At 60.2% G+C, this 16,647-nt stretch carries 11 protein-coding genes; 8 read left to right on the top strand and 3 right to left on the bottom strand.

The annotated features are described in order from the left end of the window. Window positions 1-30: 30 nt before the first annotated feature. Window positions 31-1,815: a sigma-54 interaction domain-containing protein gene (locus ETEE_RS06135; protein WP_034165237.1), complete on the bottom strand. Its 1,785-nt coding sequence runs from the start codon at window positions 1,813-1,815 to the stop codon at window positions 31-33. A gap of 546 nt (window positions 1,816-2,361) precedes the next feature. Here ETEE_RS06135 and ygeW point away from each other — a divergent pair. From ygeW to arcC, 5 genes are all read left to right on the top strand, one after another. Continuing rightward, window positions 2,362-3,549, top strand: a complete 1,188-nt coding sequence (gene ygeW, locus ETEE_RS06130; RefSeq protein ID WP_034165238.1) for a knotted carbamoyltransferase YgeW — start codon at window positions 2,362-2,364, stop codon at window positions 3,547-3,549. A 72-nt stretch (window positions 3,550-3,621) separates the two neighbouring features. Then, window positions 3,622-4,821, top strand: a complete 1,200-nt coding sequence (gene dpaL / locus ETEE_RS06125; protein WP_034165239.1) for a diaminopropionate ammonia-lyase — start codon at window positions 3,622-3,624, stop codon at window positions 4,819-4,821. Between the two features lie 66 nt (window positions 4,822-4,887). After that, window positions 4,888-6,105: a YgeY family selenium metabolism-linked hydrolase gene (locus ETEE_RS06120; protein WP_015462397.1), complete on the top strand. Its 1,218-nt coding sequence runs from the start codon at window positions 4,888-4,890 to the stop codon at window positions 6,103-6,105. Window positions 6,106-6,164: 59 nt separating this feature from the next. Further along, window positions 6,165-7,550: a dihydropyrimidinase gene (gene hydA, locus ETEE_RS06115; protein ID WP_034165240.1), complete on the top strand. Its 1,386-nt coding sequence runs from the start codon at window positions 6,165-6,167 to the stop codon at window positions 7,548-7,550. An 83-nt stretch (window positions 7,551-7,633) separates the two neighbouring features. Then, complete coding sequence (gene arcC, locus ETEE_RS06110; protein WP_034165241.1) at window positions 7,634-8,566, top strand: carbamate kinase; 933 nt, start codon at window positions 7,634-7,636, stop codon at window positions 8,564-8,566. Window positions 8,567-8,630: 64 nt separating this feature from the next. On the opposite strand, the gene yqeB is transcribed toward arcC, so the two are convergent. Both yqeB and yqeC read right to left on the bottom strand, forming a co-directional pair. Then, window positions 8,631-10,223, bottom strand: a complete 1,593-nt coding sequence (yqeB, locus tag ETEE_RS06105) for a selenium-dependent molybdenum cofactor biosynthesis protein YqeB (protein ID WP_034165242.1) — start codon at window positions 10,221-10,223, stop codon at window positions 8,631-8,633. Window positions 10,224-10,251: 28 nt separating this feature from the next. Next, window positions 10,252-11,055 carry a selenium cofactor biosynthesis protein YqeC gene (gene yqeC, locus ETEE_RS06100; protein ID WP_049703976.1) on the bottom strand — a complete coding sequence of 268 codons (804 nt, stop codon included), beginning with the start codon at window positions 11,053-11,055 and terminating at the stop codon, window positions 10,252-10,254. A 178-nt stretch (window positions 11,056-11,233) separates the two neighbouring features. On the opposite strand from yqeC, the gene ETEE_RS06095 reads away from it, so the two are divergent. From ETEE_RS06095 to ssnA, 3 genes are all read left to right on the top strand, one after another. Further along, entirely contained in the window at window positions 11,234-11,827 is a 594-nt protein-coding gene (locus ETEE_RS06095) for an NTP transferase domain-containing protein (RefSeq protein ID WP_034165244.1), read from the top strand. Between the two features lie 343 nt (window positions 11,828-12,170). Continuing rightward, a complete protein-coding gene (gene ygfK / locus ETEE_RS06090; protein ID WP_034165245.1) occupies window positions 12,171-15,278 on the top strand; it encodes a putative selenate reductase subunit YgfK in 3,108 nt (1,035 codons plus the stop codon). 2 nt (window positions 15,279-15,280) lie between these two features. Beyond that, window positions 15,281-16,609: a putative aminohydrolase SsnA gene (ssnA, locus tag ETEE_RS06085; protein WP_034165246.1), complete on the top strand. Its 1,329-nt coding sequence runs from the start codon at window positions 15,281-15,283 to the stop codon at window positions 16,607-16,609. Window positions 16,610-16,647: the final 38 nt, after the last annotated feature.

The raw sequence follows: 16,647 nt of genomic DNA, 5'->3' as shown, positions 1-16,647 counted from the left end.
GCGGCCCGGGTAAACGGGCCGCGCGGCGCATCAACCGGCCGTTAGCTCATACTTCTTTATCTTGCGGTAGAGGGTGGCAATACCGATACCCAGCTCCTCCGCCGCCTGCTTCTTATTGCTGTAGCGCGCTAGCGCCTCGCGGATCATCTGCTTTTCCATCTCCTCCAGCGCCGTGCTGCCGTGGTCGTCGCCGCAGGCTACGCTACTCTGATAGGCGCTGTTATCCTCCCGATAGTTCAGGGTAACCTGCCCATTGATCAGGTTGGGCGGCAGCAGCGCGGTGTCGATCACCTCGCCGCTGGGCACGACGTTGATCAGGTACTCCATCAGGTTACTCAGCTCGCGCACGTTGCCCGGCCAGCGGTAGCGCTTGAGCAGCATCATGACCTCCGGCGAAATGCCGGGATAGACCAGGCCGATGCGCTTGGTGTGCAGGTTAAGGAAGTAGTGGATCAGCAGCTCAATGTCGCCCTGCCGCTCGCGCAGCGGCGGCAGGGCCATCGGGATCACATTCAGGCGATAGTAGAGGTCTTCGCGGAACTTACCGTCGGCGATGTACTGCTCTAGGTTCTGGTTGGTGGCGGAGATAATGCGGATATCGACGGCGATGGGGCTGCTGGAGCCGATGGGCTGCACCTCGCGCGACTCGATGGCGCGTAGCAGTTTGGCCTGCAGGGTCAGCGGCATGTCGCCGATTTCGTCCAGAAACAGCGTTCCGTGGTTGGCGGCCTGGATCAGCCCCATTTTACCGTTGGCGGAGGCGCCGGTGAAGGCGCCCTTCACGTAGCCGAACAGTTCGCTCTCCAGCAGCTGATCCGGAATGGCGGCGCAGTTGATGGCGATAAACGGCTTGTTATTGCGATCGCTGAGCTGGTGGATGGCGCGAGCCACCACCTCTTTACCGGTACCGCTCTCGCCCACGATCAGCACGCTCGACGGGCTGGACGCGATGCGGCTGATCAGCCGCTTCAGGTTGCGCATCGGGCGGCACTCTCCGACCAAATGCTCGATGCGCGGATCGTCGGGGTTCAGTTCGACGTTCATCGGTGAATGGGACTGATGGAACGTCATCAAAAAGAGCTGGTGGTCCTGAATGTCATGCAGCTGGCCGATAATCAGCTCTTGGTGCTGATCGAAAGCGACAATATGCTGTAGATGACCGCTGAGGTAGTTCTGCTGATAGGTCAGGGGGCGAATATTAAATGTCTTACCAATAACTTGCTCATTAATGGCGTTCAGCTGTTTTAATGCCGTGGCATTGGCAAACTGCGCCTGGTTATTTTCATCCAATACCAATACGCCTTGATCCATATTCTCGATCAGACTGAGTAATATTTTGCTGACGCCATCGTTCCCTCCCTGGCTTTCCAAGAGTTTAGAAACAAATATGTTGGATATATGCCGGACATAATCGGAAAACTCATGCAAATTATCCTTTATTCGCTCCTGCTGCTCCTGGGTAAAGGCCACCAGGCTGATAACGCCGATGCAGTTCCCCTGGAACAGGATCGGCGTTCCGAGAAAAGCCTTTTCCTTACAGTTGTCCTTACTGTTGCATCCCTCGCAGACCGGATCGAAGCGGGAGCGGATCACCACTTTTTCCTGCTTGGTATCTAGCACATAGCGCAGCAGGCGCGAGTTGCTGTTGAGCTTGCGGCCAAAGAATTTACCGTAGGGGCCGGTGCCGGCGACGCGCGTCATGGTGGCATCGACGATCTCGACCTCCAGCTGCAGTACGCTGGAAAGCATTTTGGTAAAGCGCAGGATAGTAGGCTGGATCTGCATTAAAACGGATTGAGTGTTTGCGGGTGTCATAATTGAACCTTTCTTTAGCACTTAACCAGTTACCCTGCATTACGGGTATGTTGGCTGATGTTAGAACCTATTCCATTAGGCCATAAGCGTGTTCTTTTATCGCATGATACTAACTCAGCAATATTGAAGTTTGATAAGGAAGCGTTTCTTTTCGCTCGCGATACGACAAATATGTAAGAGCCATCACACTTTATTATCAAAATGAGAGATACGCCCTTAACGTTATCAATATGGGTTGAGGGTGGAGGGGGAATAGCGCGGAAATATTCCACGCGTGGTCGGTCATCTGTATATTTACTCTGCTGATAATATGCATTCAATAGATAAAAACCGTCGTTTCCCGCTGCTGGTAAGCGCTATTTTGTGATGGCTCTCGCACAATGTTATGGGATCTCCGTTGGCCCTTCTGCAGAAAACAAATTTGGCACAGTTATTGTTTAAGTATTGCCAGTCGCTGTTATCGGCTGTTTGCAGGTCGGACTCTCACCACCTGGGCGGCGTAGCAGGTTGTCAGGTAGCCAGTCACTTACTCATTAGGGCCATACGATGAAAACTGTTAATGAAATTATCAAGGATATCAACGCGCTCAAGTCTAACCTTCATGACAAGGACTTTCTGTTGACCTGGGAGCAGAGTCCGGAGGAGCTGAAGCTGGTGCTGGATGTCGCTGAGGCGCTGAAGACCATGCGCGCTGAAAATATCGCGACCAAAATCTTTAACAGCGGGCTGGGTATCTCCGTGTTCCGCGATAACTCGACCCGTACCCGTTTCTCCTATGCGTCTGCCCTGAACCTGCTGGGTTTGGCCCAGCAGGATCTGGATGAAGGCAAATCCCAAATCGCCCACGGTGAGACCGTGCGTGAAACCGCCAACATGATCTCCTTCTGCGCCGATGCCATCGGCATCCGTGACGATATGTTCCTGGGCGCCGGTAACGCCTATATGCGTGAGGTCGGCGCGGCGCTGGATGAAGGCTACGAGCAGGGCGTTCTGCCGCAGCGTCCGGCGCTGGTCAACCTGCAGTGCGATATCGACCACCCGACCCAGTCCATGGCCGATCTGGCCTGGCTGCGCGAGCACTTCGGCAGCCTGGAAAACCTGAAAGGCAAGAAGATCGCCATGACCTGGGCCTATTCACCGAGCTATGGCAAGCCGCTGTCCGTGCCGCAGGGCATCATCGGCTTGATGACCCGCTTTGGGATGGACGTCACGCTGGCCCATCCGGAAGGCTATGACCTGATCCCCGACGTGGTGGAGGTCGCCCACAACAACGCCAAGGCGTCCGGCGGCAGCTTCCGTCAGGTGAGCTCCATGGAAGAGGCCTTCAAGGATGCGGATATCGTCTATCCCAAGTCCTGGGCGCCTTACAAGGTGATGGAGCAGCGCACCGAGCTGCTGCGCGCCAATGATCACGATGGCCTGAAGGCCCTGGAGAAACAGTGCCTGGCCCAGAACGCCAATCATAAAGATTGGCACTGCACCGAAGAGATGATGAAGCTGACCCGCGGCGGCGAAGCGCTGTATATGCACTGCCTGCCGGCCGATATCTCCGGCGTCTCCTGTAAGGAGGGTGAGGTGACGGAAGGGGTATTCGAGAAATACCGCATCGCTACCTATAAAGAGGCCAGCTGGAAGCCGTACATCATCGCCGCGATGATCGTCGCCCGTAAATTCCCGAAACCGGGCCTGGTGCTGGAGCAGCTGCTCAAGGAAGCCCAGAAGCGTATTAAGTAACACCGTCGGCCGGCCGAGTGGGCCGGCCTCTCCGCCAGCGCGGATTTCTTATTCGATGGATGAGGTTGGGTTATGTCTGTTTTCTCGCTGAAGGTGGATGTTGCGCAAAACCGTTTCTTCAATGGTGAAACGTCGCCACTGTTCTCCCGCGCCGAAGCGCAGAAAGCGCGGGCCTTTCATAAAAAAATCACCGGCTACCGTCCAACGCCGCTGTATGCCCTGGACGAACTGTCGCACCTGTTTGGCATCGGCAAGATCCTGGTGAAGGATGAGTCGCAGCGCTTTGGCCTGAATGCCTTCAAGATGCTGGGCGGTGCCTACGCCATTGCACGCCTGCTGTGCGAAAAGTATCACATGGATATCAATGACTTCTCCTTCGAGAAGCTCAAATCCACCCTGACCGAGCGAATGACCTTTGCCACCACCACCGACGGCAACCACGGTCGCGGCGTGGCCTGGGCAGCGCAGCAGCTGGGACAGCATGCCGTGGTGTACATGCCCAAGGGATCGGCGCGCGAACGCGTGGAGCATATCCGGAACCTGGGCGCCGAGTGCATCGTCACGGACATGAACTATGACGACACCGTGCGTCTGACCATGAAGACGGCGCAGGAGCGCGGCTGGGAGGTGGTACAGGATACTGCCTGGGAGGGCTACACCAAGATCCCGACCTGGATCATGCAGGGGTATGCCACGCTAGCGGATGAGGCGGTGGAGCAGATGACGCAGATGGGCATTGCCCGTCCGACCCACGTCTTCCTGCAGGCCGGCGTGGGCGCCATGGCCGGCGGGGTGCTGGGCTATCTGGTCGACGTCTACGGTGCACAGAACCTGCACTCGGTGATCGTCGAGCCGGATCTGGCGGACTGCGTGTTCCGCTCCGGCGTGAAGGGCGAGATCGTCAACGTCGGCGGCGATATGGCCACCATCATGGCCGGTCTGGCCTGCGGCGAGCCTAACCCGCTGGGCTGGCCGCTGCTGCGCAACTGCGCCACCCAGTTTATCTCCTGTCAGGACAAGGTGGCGGCGCTGGGGATGCGCGTGCTGGGCAACCCGCTGGGTCAGGATGCTCGCATCATCTCCGGCGAGTCGGGCGCCGTCGGCCTGGGGGTTCTGGCCGCCGTCCATCACCATCCGCGCCGCGAAGAGCTGATGAAGACGCTGGGGCTGAACCGTGACTCCGTGGTGCTGTTGATCAGCACCGAAGGGGATACCGACGTGAAGCACTACCGTGAAGTGGTTTGGGAAGGGAAATACCCGGCGTGTGAATAAGCGCGGGGGCATCGTTGAATTCATGCTCCCCGCCCAGCGGGGGGATCACCACTGGAGAAGAATATAATGGCTAAGCAAGTTCCGTTCGATATGATTCTGGAGAAGGCGCATCAGTATAAAGACGACATGTCCCGTTTCCTGCGCGACATGATTGCCATCCCCAGTGAAAGCTGTGATGAAAAGCGCGTCGTGCAGCGCATCAAAGAAGAGATGGAGAAGGTGGGCTTCGATCGGGTTGAGATCGACCCGATGGGCAACGTGCTGGGCTATGTGGGCCACGGTCCGCACCTGATCGCCATGGATGCCCACATCGACACCGTCGGCATCGGCAACATCAAAAACTGGACCTTCGACCCCTATGAGGGGATGGAGACCGACGATCTGATCGGCGGGCGCGGCGCGTCGGATCAGGAAGGGGGCATGGCCTCCATGGTGTATGCCGGCAAGATCATCAAGGATCTGGGGCTGGAGGATCAGTATACCCTGCTGGTGACCGGTACCGTTCAGGAGGAGGACTGCGACGGCCTGTGCTGGCAGTACATCATCGAGCAATCTAAGATCCGCCCGGAGTTTGTGGTCAGCACCGAGCCGACCGATTGCCAGATCTATCGCGGCCAGCGCGGACGCATGGAGATCCGTATCGACGTGCAGGGCGTCAGCTGTCACGGCTCCGCGCCGGAGCGCGGCGACAATGCCATCTTCAAGATGGGGCCGATCCTCAACGAACTGCAGGAGCTGTCGCAGAGCCTGGGGTATGATGAGTTCCTCGGCAAGGGGACCCTGACCGTCTCCGAGATCTTCTTCACCTCACCGAGCCGCTGCGCTGTGGCCGACAGCTGTGCCGTCTCCATCGACCGCCGCCTGACCTGGGGCGAGACCTGGGAAGGGGCGCTGGAGGAGATCCGCGCGCTGCCGGCGGTGCAGGCGGCCAACGCCACCGTCTCCATGTATAACTACGATCGTCCCTCCTACACCGGGCTGGTCTATCCGACCGAATGCTACTTCCCCACCTGGAAGGTCGAAGAGGATCATGTCACGGTGAAAACCCTGAGCCAGGCTTACCAGGGGCTGTTCCATAAGCAGCCGGTGGTCGACAAGTGGACCTTCTCCACCAACGGCGTCTCCATCATGGGCCGCCACGGTATCCCGGTGATCGGCTTTGGTCCGGGTAAAGAGCCGGAGGCGCACGCGCCGAACGAGAAGACCTGGAAGGATCACCTGGTGACCTGCGCGGCGATGTATGCCGCCATCCCGCTGACCTATCTTGAGCAGTTGAAGAAGTAATTCTGACGCTATCTGCCCCGGCACCGTGCGTGCCGGGGTCTCTTTGCGGAGTCTCGACGATGAAAAGCCTGATTAAAAACGGCACGGTGGTGAATCATGACGGCGAACGGCGCGCGGACGTGCTGATCGAACACGGCATTATCAGCCGTCTGGAGCCCGGCCTGTCGGAGGACGAGGCAGATGAAGTGATCGACGCCGACGGGTGCTATGTGATGCCCGGCGGGGTGGACGTACATACCCACTTTAATATCGATGTCGGTCTGGCCCGCAGCTGTGATGATTTTTTTACCGGTACCCGCGCGGCGGCGTGTGGCGGTACAACAACCATTATCGACCATATGGGCTTTGGCCCGAAGGGCTGCTCTCTGCACCATCAGCTGGCAGCCTATCACGGCTACGCCGCGGATAAGGCGGTGATCGACTACAGTTTCCACGGGGTGATCCAGCATATCGACGAGGCGATCCTCGACGAGATGGCCTCGATGGTGCATGAAGAGGGGATCAGCAGCTTTAAGCTCTATCTGACCTACGGTTTCAAGCTGGACGACGATGCGGTGCTACGCGCGCTGCGCCGTCTGCACCAGGTCGGCGCGCTGACCACGGTGCACCCGGAGAACGATGCCGCCATCGCCCAGCGGCGCGCCCATTATCTGGCGCAAGGCGAGGTCGCGCCGATCTTTCACGCCCGCAGCCGTCCCTTGGAGTGCGAGGCGGAGGCCATCGCCCGGATGATTAACCTGGCGCAGCTGGCCGGCAATGCACCGCTGTATATCGTTCACCTGTCCAACGGGCTGGGGCTGGACTACCTGCGTCTGGCCCGCGCGCGCCATCAGCCGGTGTGGGTCGAGACCTGCCCGCAGTATCTGCTGCTGGATGAACGCAGCTATCTGCGTGAGGACGGCCTGAAGTTTATTCTCAGTCCGCCGCTGCGCAACCTGCGCGAACAGGACGCCCTGTGGTGCGGCATCAGCGACGGCGCCATCGATGTGGTGGCCACCGACCACTGCACTTTCCCCTACCGCCAGCGTCTGGCGCTCTCCAGCGGCAACTTCAGTCGCTGTCCTAACGGCCTGCCGGGGGTGGAGAACCGGATGCTGCTGCTGTTCTCCGCCGGGGTGATGACCGGGCGTATCTCGCTGGCGCATTTCGTGTCGCTAACTAGCGCGACCCCAGCGCGCCTGTTTGGGCTGTGGCCGCAGAAGGGGGTGATCGCGCCGGGCGCCGACGCCGACGTAGTGATCATCGATCCGCGCCGGACGACGACGGTGCGACACGGCGACTTACATGACAACGCCGACTACAGCCCCTATGAGGGCATGGTATGCCGGGGAGCCATTCGCCATACCCTGGCGCGCGGCGAGCGTATTTTCAGTGAGGGTGAGTTTAGCGCCGAGCCGGGGCGCGGGCGTTTCCTGAAGCGGAAGGCGTTTCAGGCACCGGTATAAGCAGTACGGCTGCGCCCGCATACCGCCGGGAAGCTTGCGCGACGGGATGCAGTCCGGTCCAACAACATACGAGTGAGGATATGATGAAGAAAAAAATCGTGCTCGCGCTGGGGGGCAACGCACTGGGCGAGGGGCTGGCCGAACAGATGAAGGCGGTGAAGACCACGGCGCGGGCGATTGTCGATTTGATCGCCCAGGGGCACCAGGTGGTGGTCACCCACGGCAACGGTCCGCAGGTGGGGATGATCAACCAGGCGTTTGAGGCGGCGGCGAAAACCGAGGCCCATACGCCGATGCTGCCGATGTCGGTCTGCGTCGCGTTGAGTCAAGGATATATCGGCTACGATCTGCAGAATGCGCTACGTGAGGAGCTGCGGGATCGGGGGATGGATACGCCGGTAGCGACGCTGATCACTCAGGTTGAGGTGGATGGTAAGGATCCTGCCTTCCTCAATCCGTGCAAGCCGATCGGCTCCTTCTTCACGCAGCAGGAGGCGGAGATCCTGACGCGCAACGGCTACAACATGAAAGAGGACGCCGGGCGCGGCTATCGCCGCGTTGTCGCCTCGCCGAAGCCGGTGGACATTATTGAGAAAGAGACCGTCAAGGCGATGATCAACGCCGGCCAGGTAGTGATCACCGTCGGCGGCGGCGGGATCCCGGTGATCCGCGAGGGTAATCACCTACGCGGCGCCAGCGCGGTGATCGACAAGGACTGGGCCAGCGCCAAGCTGGCGGAGATGATCGATGCCGACATGCTGATCATCCTGACGGCGGTGGAGAAGGTCGCCATCAACTTTGGTAAGCCGAACCAGCAGTGGCTCGATCGCCTGAGCCTGGAGGATGCCCAGCGCTTTATCGATGAGGGGCACTTCGCCAAGGGCTCCATGCTGCCCAAGGTCGAGGCGGCGCTCTCCTTTGCGCGCACCCGTCCGGGGCGCGAGGCGCTGATCACCGTATTGGATAAAGCCAAAGAGGGGATCGAGGGGAAAACCGGCACCGTGGTGTGCCAGTAAGCGCAGGGAAAAACGAAAGGGGCGCTTGGCGCCCCTTTTTACTGTCTGACTCTCCGGTCGCGCACTAGGGGCGCGGGCTCAGCTTCATCATCGCCTCCAGCACCGCGCCGCCGATGGCGCGCGCTTTATCGGAGACGGTGGTGTAGTCGGCCTGCGCGCCGCGCGGATCGACGTCGCCGATCTTAAACCCGGCGCTGACCTCCAGCCCCTCGATCAGCAGGCCGCGTACCATACCCTGCAGCGGAGAGACCACCGGCGTCGTATCGATATGGGCGATAATATCGCCCTCGTTGACCAGATCGCCCAGCTTAACGCAGCAGTGCATAATGCCGGCGTGCGGGGCGCGGATCACCCGGCGGGTGGTATGACCGTTAATGTTGCCCGGGATCCCGGTATTGGCCTGGGCAAAGCCGCGGTAGATCACCCGCCCCAGGTGGTGTCCGCGGTTGGTTTCGATCACCGCATCGCAGTCTTGGCCGGCCTCGAAGCCGGGACCGAGGGCGACGGTCACCGGGGCCATATCGCGCCGCGTCCCCAGATTCTGCTTAGCCAGGATCGCATCGACCAGATAGTGGGGCTGCAGCTCAGCCAGCGTGAGGCACTGCGGATCGACCAGTACCGGGATGATCCCCTGTTCGGTCAGGCTGAAGGCCTGCTCTGCGCCATCGGCGCGGCGGGCGGTGACGCCCTCGACCGTACTCTCCCCGTCGAAGACGGCCTGGGCAAAGGCGACGCTGCGGCGGATCACCGTCGGCTTGGCCACCTCCAGCATCAGTACCTGAAACCCGGCGTGGTACAGCCTCAGCGCCACGCCGGTAGCGATATCGCCGGCGCCGCGGATCGCCACCAGGCGGTTGCGCTGCAGACGGATATTCTGTTTCATCAGGCCGCCGGCGGCGCGGTTTTTGATCTGCAGCACTTCGGCCAGAATGCTGACGGCGATCTCTTCCGGTGTTTCGGCGCCGATGTTATAGCCTATGGGGGCGTGCAGGCGTGCTAAGTGCTCCTCGTCGATACCGCTCTGGCGCAGCTGCTGGCAGAAGGTCTGCACCTTGCGACGACTACCTAACAGCCCTAGGTAATACAGCGGCTTATCGATCAGACAGTCGAGGGCTTCCTTATCCTGGCTGTTGGTGGCGATGATGACAAAGCTCTCCGCTTCGATCTGCATCGCCGCGATGAGATGGGTATAGCTGTCGGCGTGGTGTAGGCGAGTGCCCGCAGGAAAGAGTGCCGGATCCAGACTCTCCTGATAAGTATCGCCGACGTGGATGTCAAAGCCCAGCGAGGCGGCGGCGTGGGCGATGGCACGGTTGACGTGGCCGGCGCCGATCAGTACCAGACGCGGGCGTAGGCCGTGCACGTCGATATAGACCGACATGGCGCCGCCGCAGTCAGAGCCGACGGCGTCCTGACCACTGCGCGCCATGCGTCCGTGGAATACGCGCGGCTTGCGTTCGGCCAGCGCCTGCATGGCCTGTTCAATGACCAGCCGTTCGATCATGCCGCCGCCGATGGTGCCGATGATGCCGCCGTCTTTCAGTACCAGCATCTGCGCCGAATGGCGCGGCGTGGAGCCACGGCTCTCGATAATTTGGGCCATGGCGAACGGGCGGTTTTGTTCCTCGAGTTGCGCAGCTTGTGCAAAGATATTCATAACGACCTCAATGTCGACTGCCTTGTTGTTATTCCCGGCGCGGCGGCGGGCCTGCGCGGGGATCGTTGTTGTCATGGCGCTGCAGAATGCGCGTAATCGGGGGCTGTTCACGGACGGCGCCGAGCCAGACGGCGTCCAGCGTCCCGTCGTTAAGCAGGGCATACAGGCTGGCGTCCGTGACGTTATCAGATTGATAAAAGCGGTTGATCAGCCAGACCCGCCGAGCCCCATCGGGGACGCCCTTAAACATACCGTTCGGATGGCGAATGAAGCGGCTCATCGCCGCCATATCCAGGCGTTCTCCCTCCGCCAGGCCGCTGCGGGCGGCGAACAGCGGCCAACGGTGTACGTTCTGTGCGCCGACGGGATGCCCTAGCGTTTGTCCCCCGCTCACCGCGATCACGCAATGGCTACGCTCAGGGATGCAAGGTTCGTGCCCCGCAGGCGCCTTCATCGCTAGGTGATGTGCCCCATCGGCCTCCACCAAGATCACATCGGCCAGACGGCACTGGGACAGGGCATCGATCTGGGCCGGGGTAAAGCCTCGCACCTTACCCTGGACAGGGTCCCAGGTGGCGAAGCAGGCGGTGATCGCCGCGCGCAGCGCGTCAGCCGGTAAGGCTGCTAGCTGATGGCAAAACAGAGTGGGGAGCGTGTCGGGCAGATACATGCGGGTGGTGGTGGTGACCATCACTCGCTGGCCGCGTTCGGCAAAGGCGCGCGCTAGCCAGCGTAGGGCGCTGGTTTTTCCGCCGGCGCCGATCAGGCTGATCAGCAGCGGACCGGTCTCCGCATGGCAGTCCCTCAGTACGTCCTGCAGTTCGGGTATCATGGCATTCGGCATATGTGCTATTAATAGAACCGGTTCCCTGCGGCCATTTTTATTCATCGCGTTGCGTCCGCGCGCCGCCTTCGGCGGCGGTGCGTGACGTCGATGTCTGCGGGCTGCAATTGCCATCATGATGCCGACAGGGCGCGGCGCTATGCTCCTAATCCAGTGGAAAAATAGAATGATGCAGCTAACAGAGAATATTATTCCCGAGGCGGTCGAGGGGATCATTACCGCCGCGGGGCTCTCTTCGCGGATGGGACAGTGGAAAATGATGCTGCCCTATCGCGGTGGCACCCTTCTGGATGCCAGTATTAATAACGCATTGGGGTTTTGTCAGCAAATTATATTAGTGGTTGGCTTTCGTGCAGACGAATTGCTGCAGCGCTACGGGGACCATCCGAGAATTCGTACGGTGGTTAATCTGGATTATCGCAGCGGGTTATTTTCCTCCGTTCGCTGCGGCGCGGCGGCGGTGCAAAGCGACTACTGCTTTATTAGCCATGGCGATATTCCCTGTTTGACGCCGGCGCTGTTTTCCCTCCTGTGGCAGCGGCGCGGCCCCTATGCCCTGATGCCGCGCTATCGGGGGATACCCGGCCATCCTGTGCTGCTGCCGCGTGCGCTGCTGCCGCAGACCGAGCAGGCTTATCCTCAGCGCAGCATGCGTGAATATTTGTTAGCAAAGGATTATCGTTATCTTGATATAAATGCGCCTGAAATTATTCTGGATGTCGATACTCCGCAGGCCTATCAATTGCTGTTGGGTAAGTAAGACGTTTACTTTTTATATTTAAGCGATTGCGTTCACAGTTAAAATAATTATCGCGGAATTCGCATATCAAAGTGATACAGCCTCTCTTTTTTTGATAATCTCTCCGTCGCTGAATAAGCGGCGCGGAGGCCGTCGTGGTTTATTGATTTATATTCTCATTTGGCTCATGTGAGCTATTTCACAAATAGATAAAACAATTAGATATTACTCACGATTTTTATCATCCAAGGAATAGGAATAAACATCTGGCGTGATTGTTGCTGATATCTGGGTAGCCGCCGGTGTGCGCAGGACGCACCCCGGTAAATCGATATCAGCGTTATGTCGCAGCAAGGAGAGAGTCATGGGTGATATTATGCGTCCCGTTCCGTTTGAGGAGCTTCTGACGCGCATTTTTGATGAATACCATCAAAGCCGCTCTATCTTTGGTATTCCCGAGCAGCAGTTTTACCGTAAGGATAATCAGCGCCTGATCAAGGTGTTCGGTGAAACCTGTGAGACCCCCATCGGCCCTGCCGCCGGCCCCCATACCCAGCTGGCGCAAAACATCATCGTCTCCTGGCTGACCGGCGGTCGTTTTATCGAACTGAAGACCGTGCAGATCCTCGATCGGCTGGAGCTGGATAAACCCTGTATCGATGCGGAAGACGAGTGCTTCAACACCGAGTGGTCCACCGAGTTCACGCTGCTGAAGGCGCACGATGAGTACCTGAAAGCCTGGTTTGCCCTGCATCTGCTGGAGGAGATCTTCGATCCGCGCACCCGGGGCGAGGCCAAATCCTTCATTTTCAATATGAGCGTGGGGTATAACCTCGACGGCATCAAGCAGCCGCCGATGCAGCAATTCATCCACGACATGATGGACTCCGCCAAGCATCCTAAGTTTGCCGAATATCGCCGCATCCTGGCGCGCTGGGTCGGCGACGAGGCTTTCCTGTCCCGGCTGGGGCTGGTTGAGCGGCGCGATCGTCTGGCGGCGCTGGCCGCGGGTATCCCCGCGGACATGGCGCACGGCGTCACCCTGTCGACCATGCACGGCTGTCCGCCGGACGAGATTGAAGCGATCTGCCGCTACATGCTGGAAGAGAAGCATCTGAACACCTTTGTGAAGCTGAATCCGACCCTGTTGGGCTATGCGCGGGTGCGCGAGATCCTCGATACCTGTGGCTTTGACTACATCGGTCTGAAAGAGGAGTCCTTCGATCACGATCTGAAGCTGGCGCAGGCGCTGGAGATGCTGCAGCGTCTGATGACACTGGGGCGGGAGAAGCAGTTGAGCTTTGGCGTTAAGCTGACCAATACCCTGGGCACCATCAACAATAAAGGGGCGCTGCCCGGCGGAGAGATGTACATGTCCGGCCGCGCGCTGTTCCCGCTCTCCATCAACGTGGCGGCGGTGCTGTCGCGTGCCTTTAACGGCGAGCTGCCGATCTCCTACTCCGGCGGCGCCAGTAAATTCAACATCCGCGATATCTTCGAGACCGGTATCCGGCCGATCACCATGGCGACCGACCTGCTGAAGCCGGGCGGCTACCTGCGCCTGACCGAATGCATGCGCGAGCTGGATCGCTCTGAATATTGGGATATGCCGAAGGTGGACGTCGCCCGGCTGGAGGCGTTGGCCGCCCGCGCGGTCAGCATGGAGTACACCCAGAAGCAGTGGAAGTCCGACGATCGCATCGACGCCGGCGGCCCGCTGCCGCAGACCGACTGCTATGTGGCGCCCTGCGTCACCGCCTGCGCCATTAAGCAGGACATTCCGGAATATATCCGCCTGATGGGCGAAGGGCGCTATGCCGACGCGCTGGCGGTGATCTATCAGCGTAACGCGCTGCCGGCGATTACCGGCCATATCTGCGACCACCAGTGTCAGTACAACTGTACCCGCCTGGACTATGACAGTGCGCTGAATATCCGCGAGCTGAAGAAGGTGGCACTGGAGCGCGGCTGGCAGGAGTACAAGCAGCGCTGGCACAAGCCGGCCGGCTCTGGGAACAAGCACCCGGTGGCGGTGATCGGCGCCGGTCCCGCCGGCCTCTCCGCCGGTTACTTCCTGGCGCGCGCCGGGCATCCAGTGACCCTGTTTGAGCGCGAGGCCAACGCCGGAGGGGTGGTGAAGAACATCATTCCGCAGTTCCGCATCCCGGGAGAACTGATCGCCCACGATATCGAGTTTGTCGCCGATCACGGCGTGAAGTTTGTGTTTGGCTGCGATCCGCAGCTGACGGTCGAGCAGCTGCAGCAGCAGGGCTTCGCCTACGTGCTGGTGGGGGTCGGGACCGATAAGAACAGCGGCGTGCGCCTGGCGGGCGACAACCGCAACGTCTATCGCTCTCTGCCGTTCCTGCGCGACTACAACCGCGGCGTCGCGCTGACGCTGGGCAAACACGTGGCGGTGGTCGGCGCCGGTAATACGGCGATGGACTGCGCCCGTGCCGCCCTGCGGGTGCCGGGGGTCGAGGATGTCACGGTGTTGTACCGCCGTACCCTGAATGAGATGCCGGCCTATCGCGAGGAGTACCAGGAGGCGCTGGAGGACGGGGTGAAGTTCATGTTCCTGACCAACCCTGAGCGTTTCGATCAGGACGGCACCCTGGTGGCGCGTGTCATGGCGCTCGGTGAGCCGGATGCGCAGGGGCGGCGTCGCCCGGTGGCGACCGAGCAGACCGTCACCCTGCAGATGGATGCTCTGATCACCGCTATCGGTGAACAGGCCGACTGTGAGCACTTGGCCGCCATCGGCGTGCCGTTGGACGATAGCGGCTGGCCGGCGGTGCGCGACGCCAGCGGCGAGACCACGCGTGAGAACGTATTCCTGATCGGTGACGTGCAAAGTGGACCGTCATCCATCGTGGCCGCCATCGGCACCGCCCGCCGGGCGACGGATGCGATTCTGGCGCGGGAGAGCATTGCGAGCAGCTACGGCGATAAGTACTGGAACAACGTCGATCCGGCGCGCATCTACCAGCGTAAGGGGGCGATCGCCGTCACGCTGGTGGATAAAGATGACCGCGACGCCTTCGTGGCGCAGGAGGCGCAGCGCTGCCTGGAGTGTAACTACGTCTGTAGCAAGTGCGTGGATGTCTGTCCAAACCGCGCCAACGTCTCCATCGCGGTGCCGGGATTCCAAAACCGTTTCCAGACCCTGCATATTGACGCCTATTGCAACGAATGCGGCAACTGCGCCCAGTTCTGTCCGTGGCAGGGGAAACCCTACAAGGACAAGATCACCATCTTCAGCCTGGCGCAGGATTTTACTAACAGCACCAATCCCGGCTTCCTGGTGGAGGGATCTCAGGTGAGCGTGCGCCAGGACGCACAGATCTGGCAGCTGCGCATCGACGAGGCGGGCGAATTCGCCGAGGTGCCGCCGGTATTGAGCGACATGTGCCGTATCATCAGCCATGTTCACAACCACCACCATTATCTGCTTGGCCGCGTGGAGGAATAACCATGCTGATTCTGAAGAATGTCACTGCCGTACAGTTTGAGCCGGCGCGTGTCCTGGAAGGGGTCGATATCGCCATCGACGGCGCGGAGATCCGCGCCGTGGGCAACAACCTGCGTGCGCAGTACCCCGAGGTCCGGGTTAAGGAGATGCACGGGCGTCTGGTGATGCCGGGCATCGTCTGCGCCCACAACCATTTCTACTCCGGTCTGTCGCGAGGCATCATGGCCAACATTGCGCCGTGCCCGGACTTCATCTCCACCCTGAAGAACCTGTGGTGGCGCCTGGATCGGGCATTGGATGAGGAGTCGCTGTACTACAGCGGGCTGATCTGCTCGCTGGAGGCGATTAAGAGCGGCTGTACCGCGGTGATCGACCATCACGCCTCGCCCAACTATATAGCTGGCTCTCTGGCGACCCTGCGCCAGGGATTTCTGAAGGCCGGTCTGCGCGGCATGACCTGCTTCGAGACCACCGACCGCAACGGCGGCACCCGTGAGCTGCAGGCGGGGGTAGAGGAGAATATCCGCTTCGCCCACCTGATCGACGACGCCAAGGCAAAGGGGAGCGAGCCCTACCTGGTGGAGGCGCACATCGGTGCCCACGCGCCCTTTACCGTCTCCAACGCCGGTCTGGATATGCTGCGAGAGGCCCTGCGCGCCACCGGGCGCGGGCTGCATATTCACGCGGCGGAGGATCGCTATGATGTCTCCCACAGCCATGACAAGTATGGTCAGGATCTGGTAGTGCGCCTGGCCGAGTATGACCTGATTAACGATAAGACCCTGTTGGCCCACGGTCTGTATCTCTCCGGTGAGGACATCCGCATCCTCAACGAGCAGGATGCTTTCCTGGTACACAACGCCCGCTCCAATATGAATAACCACGTAGGCTACAACCAGCGTCTGGCGCAGTATCGCAACCTGGCGCTCGGCACCGACGGCATCGGCGCGGACATGTTTGAAGAGCTGAAGTTTGCCTTTTTTAAACACCGCGACGCCGGCGGCCCGCTGTGGCCGGATAGCTTTACCCGCTTCCTGTACAACGGCAACCAGCTGCTTGACCGCAACTTTGGCGCCCGCTTTGGCCGTCTGGAGGCGGGCTATAAGGCGGATCTGACCATCTGCGACTATCCGTCACCGACGCCGCTAGCGGCGCAGAACATCGGTGGACATCTGGCCTTCGGCCTGGGCTCATCCAGCGTGCACAGCGTGATGGTCGAAGGGGTGATGGTGTATGAGGATCGTGCGTTCCCGTTTGACGTCGAGCCGATTTACGCCGAGGCCCGCAGGGTCGCCGCCAAGATGTGGCAGCGTATGGATGCACTGAACTGAGACCATAAAACCGCGCGGGCTTTGGCCCGTGCGGTTTT

This window comes from Edwardsiella anguillarum ET080813, from assembly GCF_000264765.2.
Taxonomy (GTDB): Bacteria; Pseudomonadota; Gammaproteobacteria; order Enterobacterales; family Enterobacteriaceae; genus Edwardsiella; species Edwardsiella anguillarum.
This window is presented reverse-complemented; position numbering and strand designations above follow the sequence as displayed.

What these genes read in the sequence shown, in the direction of transcription:
- yqeC (WP_049703976.1), bottom strand. Translation starts at nt 11,055, where the DNA reads ATGATACCCGAACTGCAGGACGTACTGAGGGACTGCCATGCGGAGACC.
- ygfK (WP_034165245.1), top strand. Translation starts at nt 12,171, where the DNA reads ATGGGTGATATTATGCGTCCCGTTCCGTTTGAGGAGCTTCTGACGCGC.
- ETEE_RS06095 (WP_034165244.1), top strand. Translation starts at nt 11,234, where the DNA reads ATGATGCAGCTAACAGAGAATATTATTCCCGAGGCGGTCGAGGGGATC.
- yqeB (WP_034165242.1), bottom strand. Translation starts at nt 10,223, where the DNA reads ATGAATATCTTTGCACAAGCTGCGCAACTCGAGGAACAAAACCGCCCG.
- ETEE_RS06120 (WP_015462397.1), top strand. Translation starts at nt 4,888, where the DNA reads ATGGCTAAGCAAGTTCCGTTCGATATGATTCTGGAGAAGGCGCATCAG.
- dpaL (WP_034165239.1), top strand. Translation starts at nt 3,622, where the DNA reads ATGTCTGTTTTCTCGCTGAAGGTGGATGTTGCGCAAAACCGTTTCTTC.
- hydA (WP_034165240.1), top strand. Translation starts at nt 6,165, where the DNA reads ATGAAAAGCCTGATTAAAAACGGCACGGTGGTGAATCATGACGGCGAA.
- ETEE_RS06135 (WP_034165237.1), bottom strand. Translation starts at nt 1,815, where the DNA reads ATGACACCCGCAAACACTCAATCCGTTTTAATGCAGATCCAGCCTACT.
- ssnA (WP_034165246.1), top strand. Translation starts at nt 15,281, where the DNA reads ATGCTGATTCTGAAGAATGTCACTGCCGTACAGTTTGAGCCGGCGCGT.
- arcC (WP_034165241.1), top strand. Translation starts at nt 7,634, where the DNA reads ATGAAGAAAAAAATCGTGCTCGCGCTGGGGGGCAACGCACTGGGCGAG.
- ygeW (WP_034165238.1), top strand. Translation starts at nt 2,362, where the DNA reads ATGAAAACTGTTAATGAAATTATCAAGGATATCAACGCGCTCAAGTCT.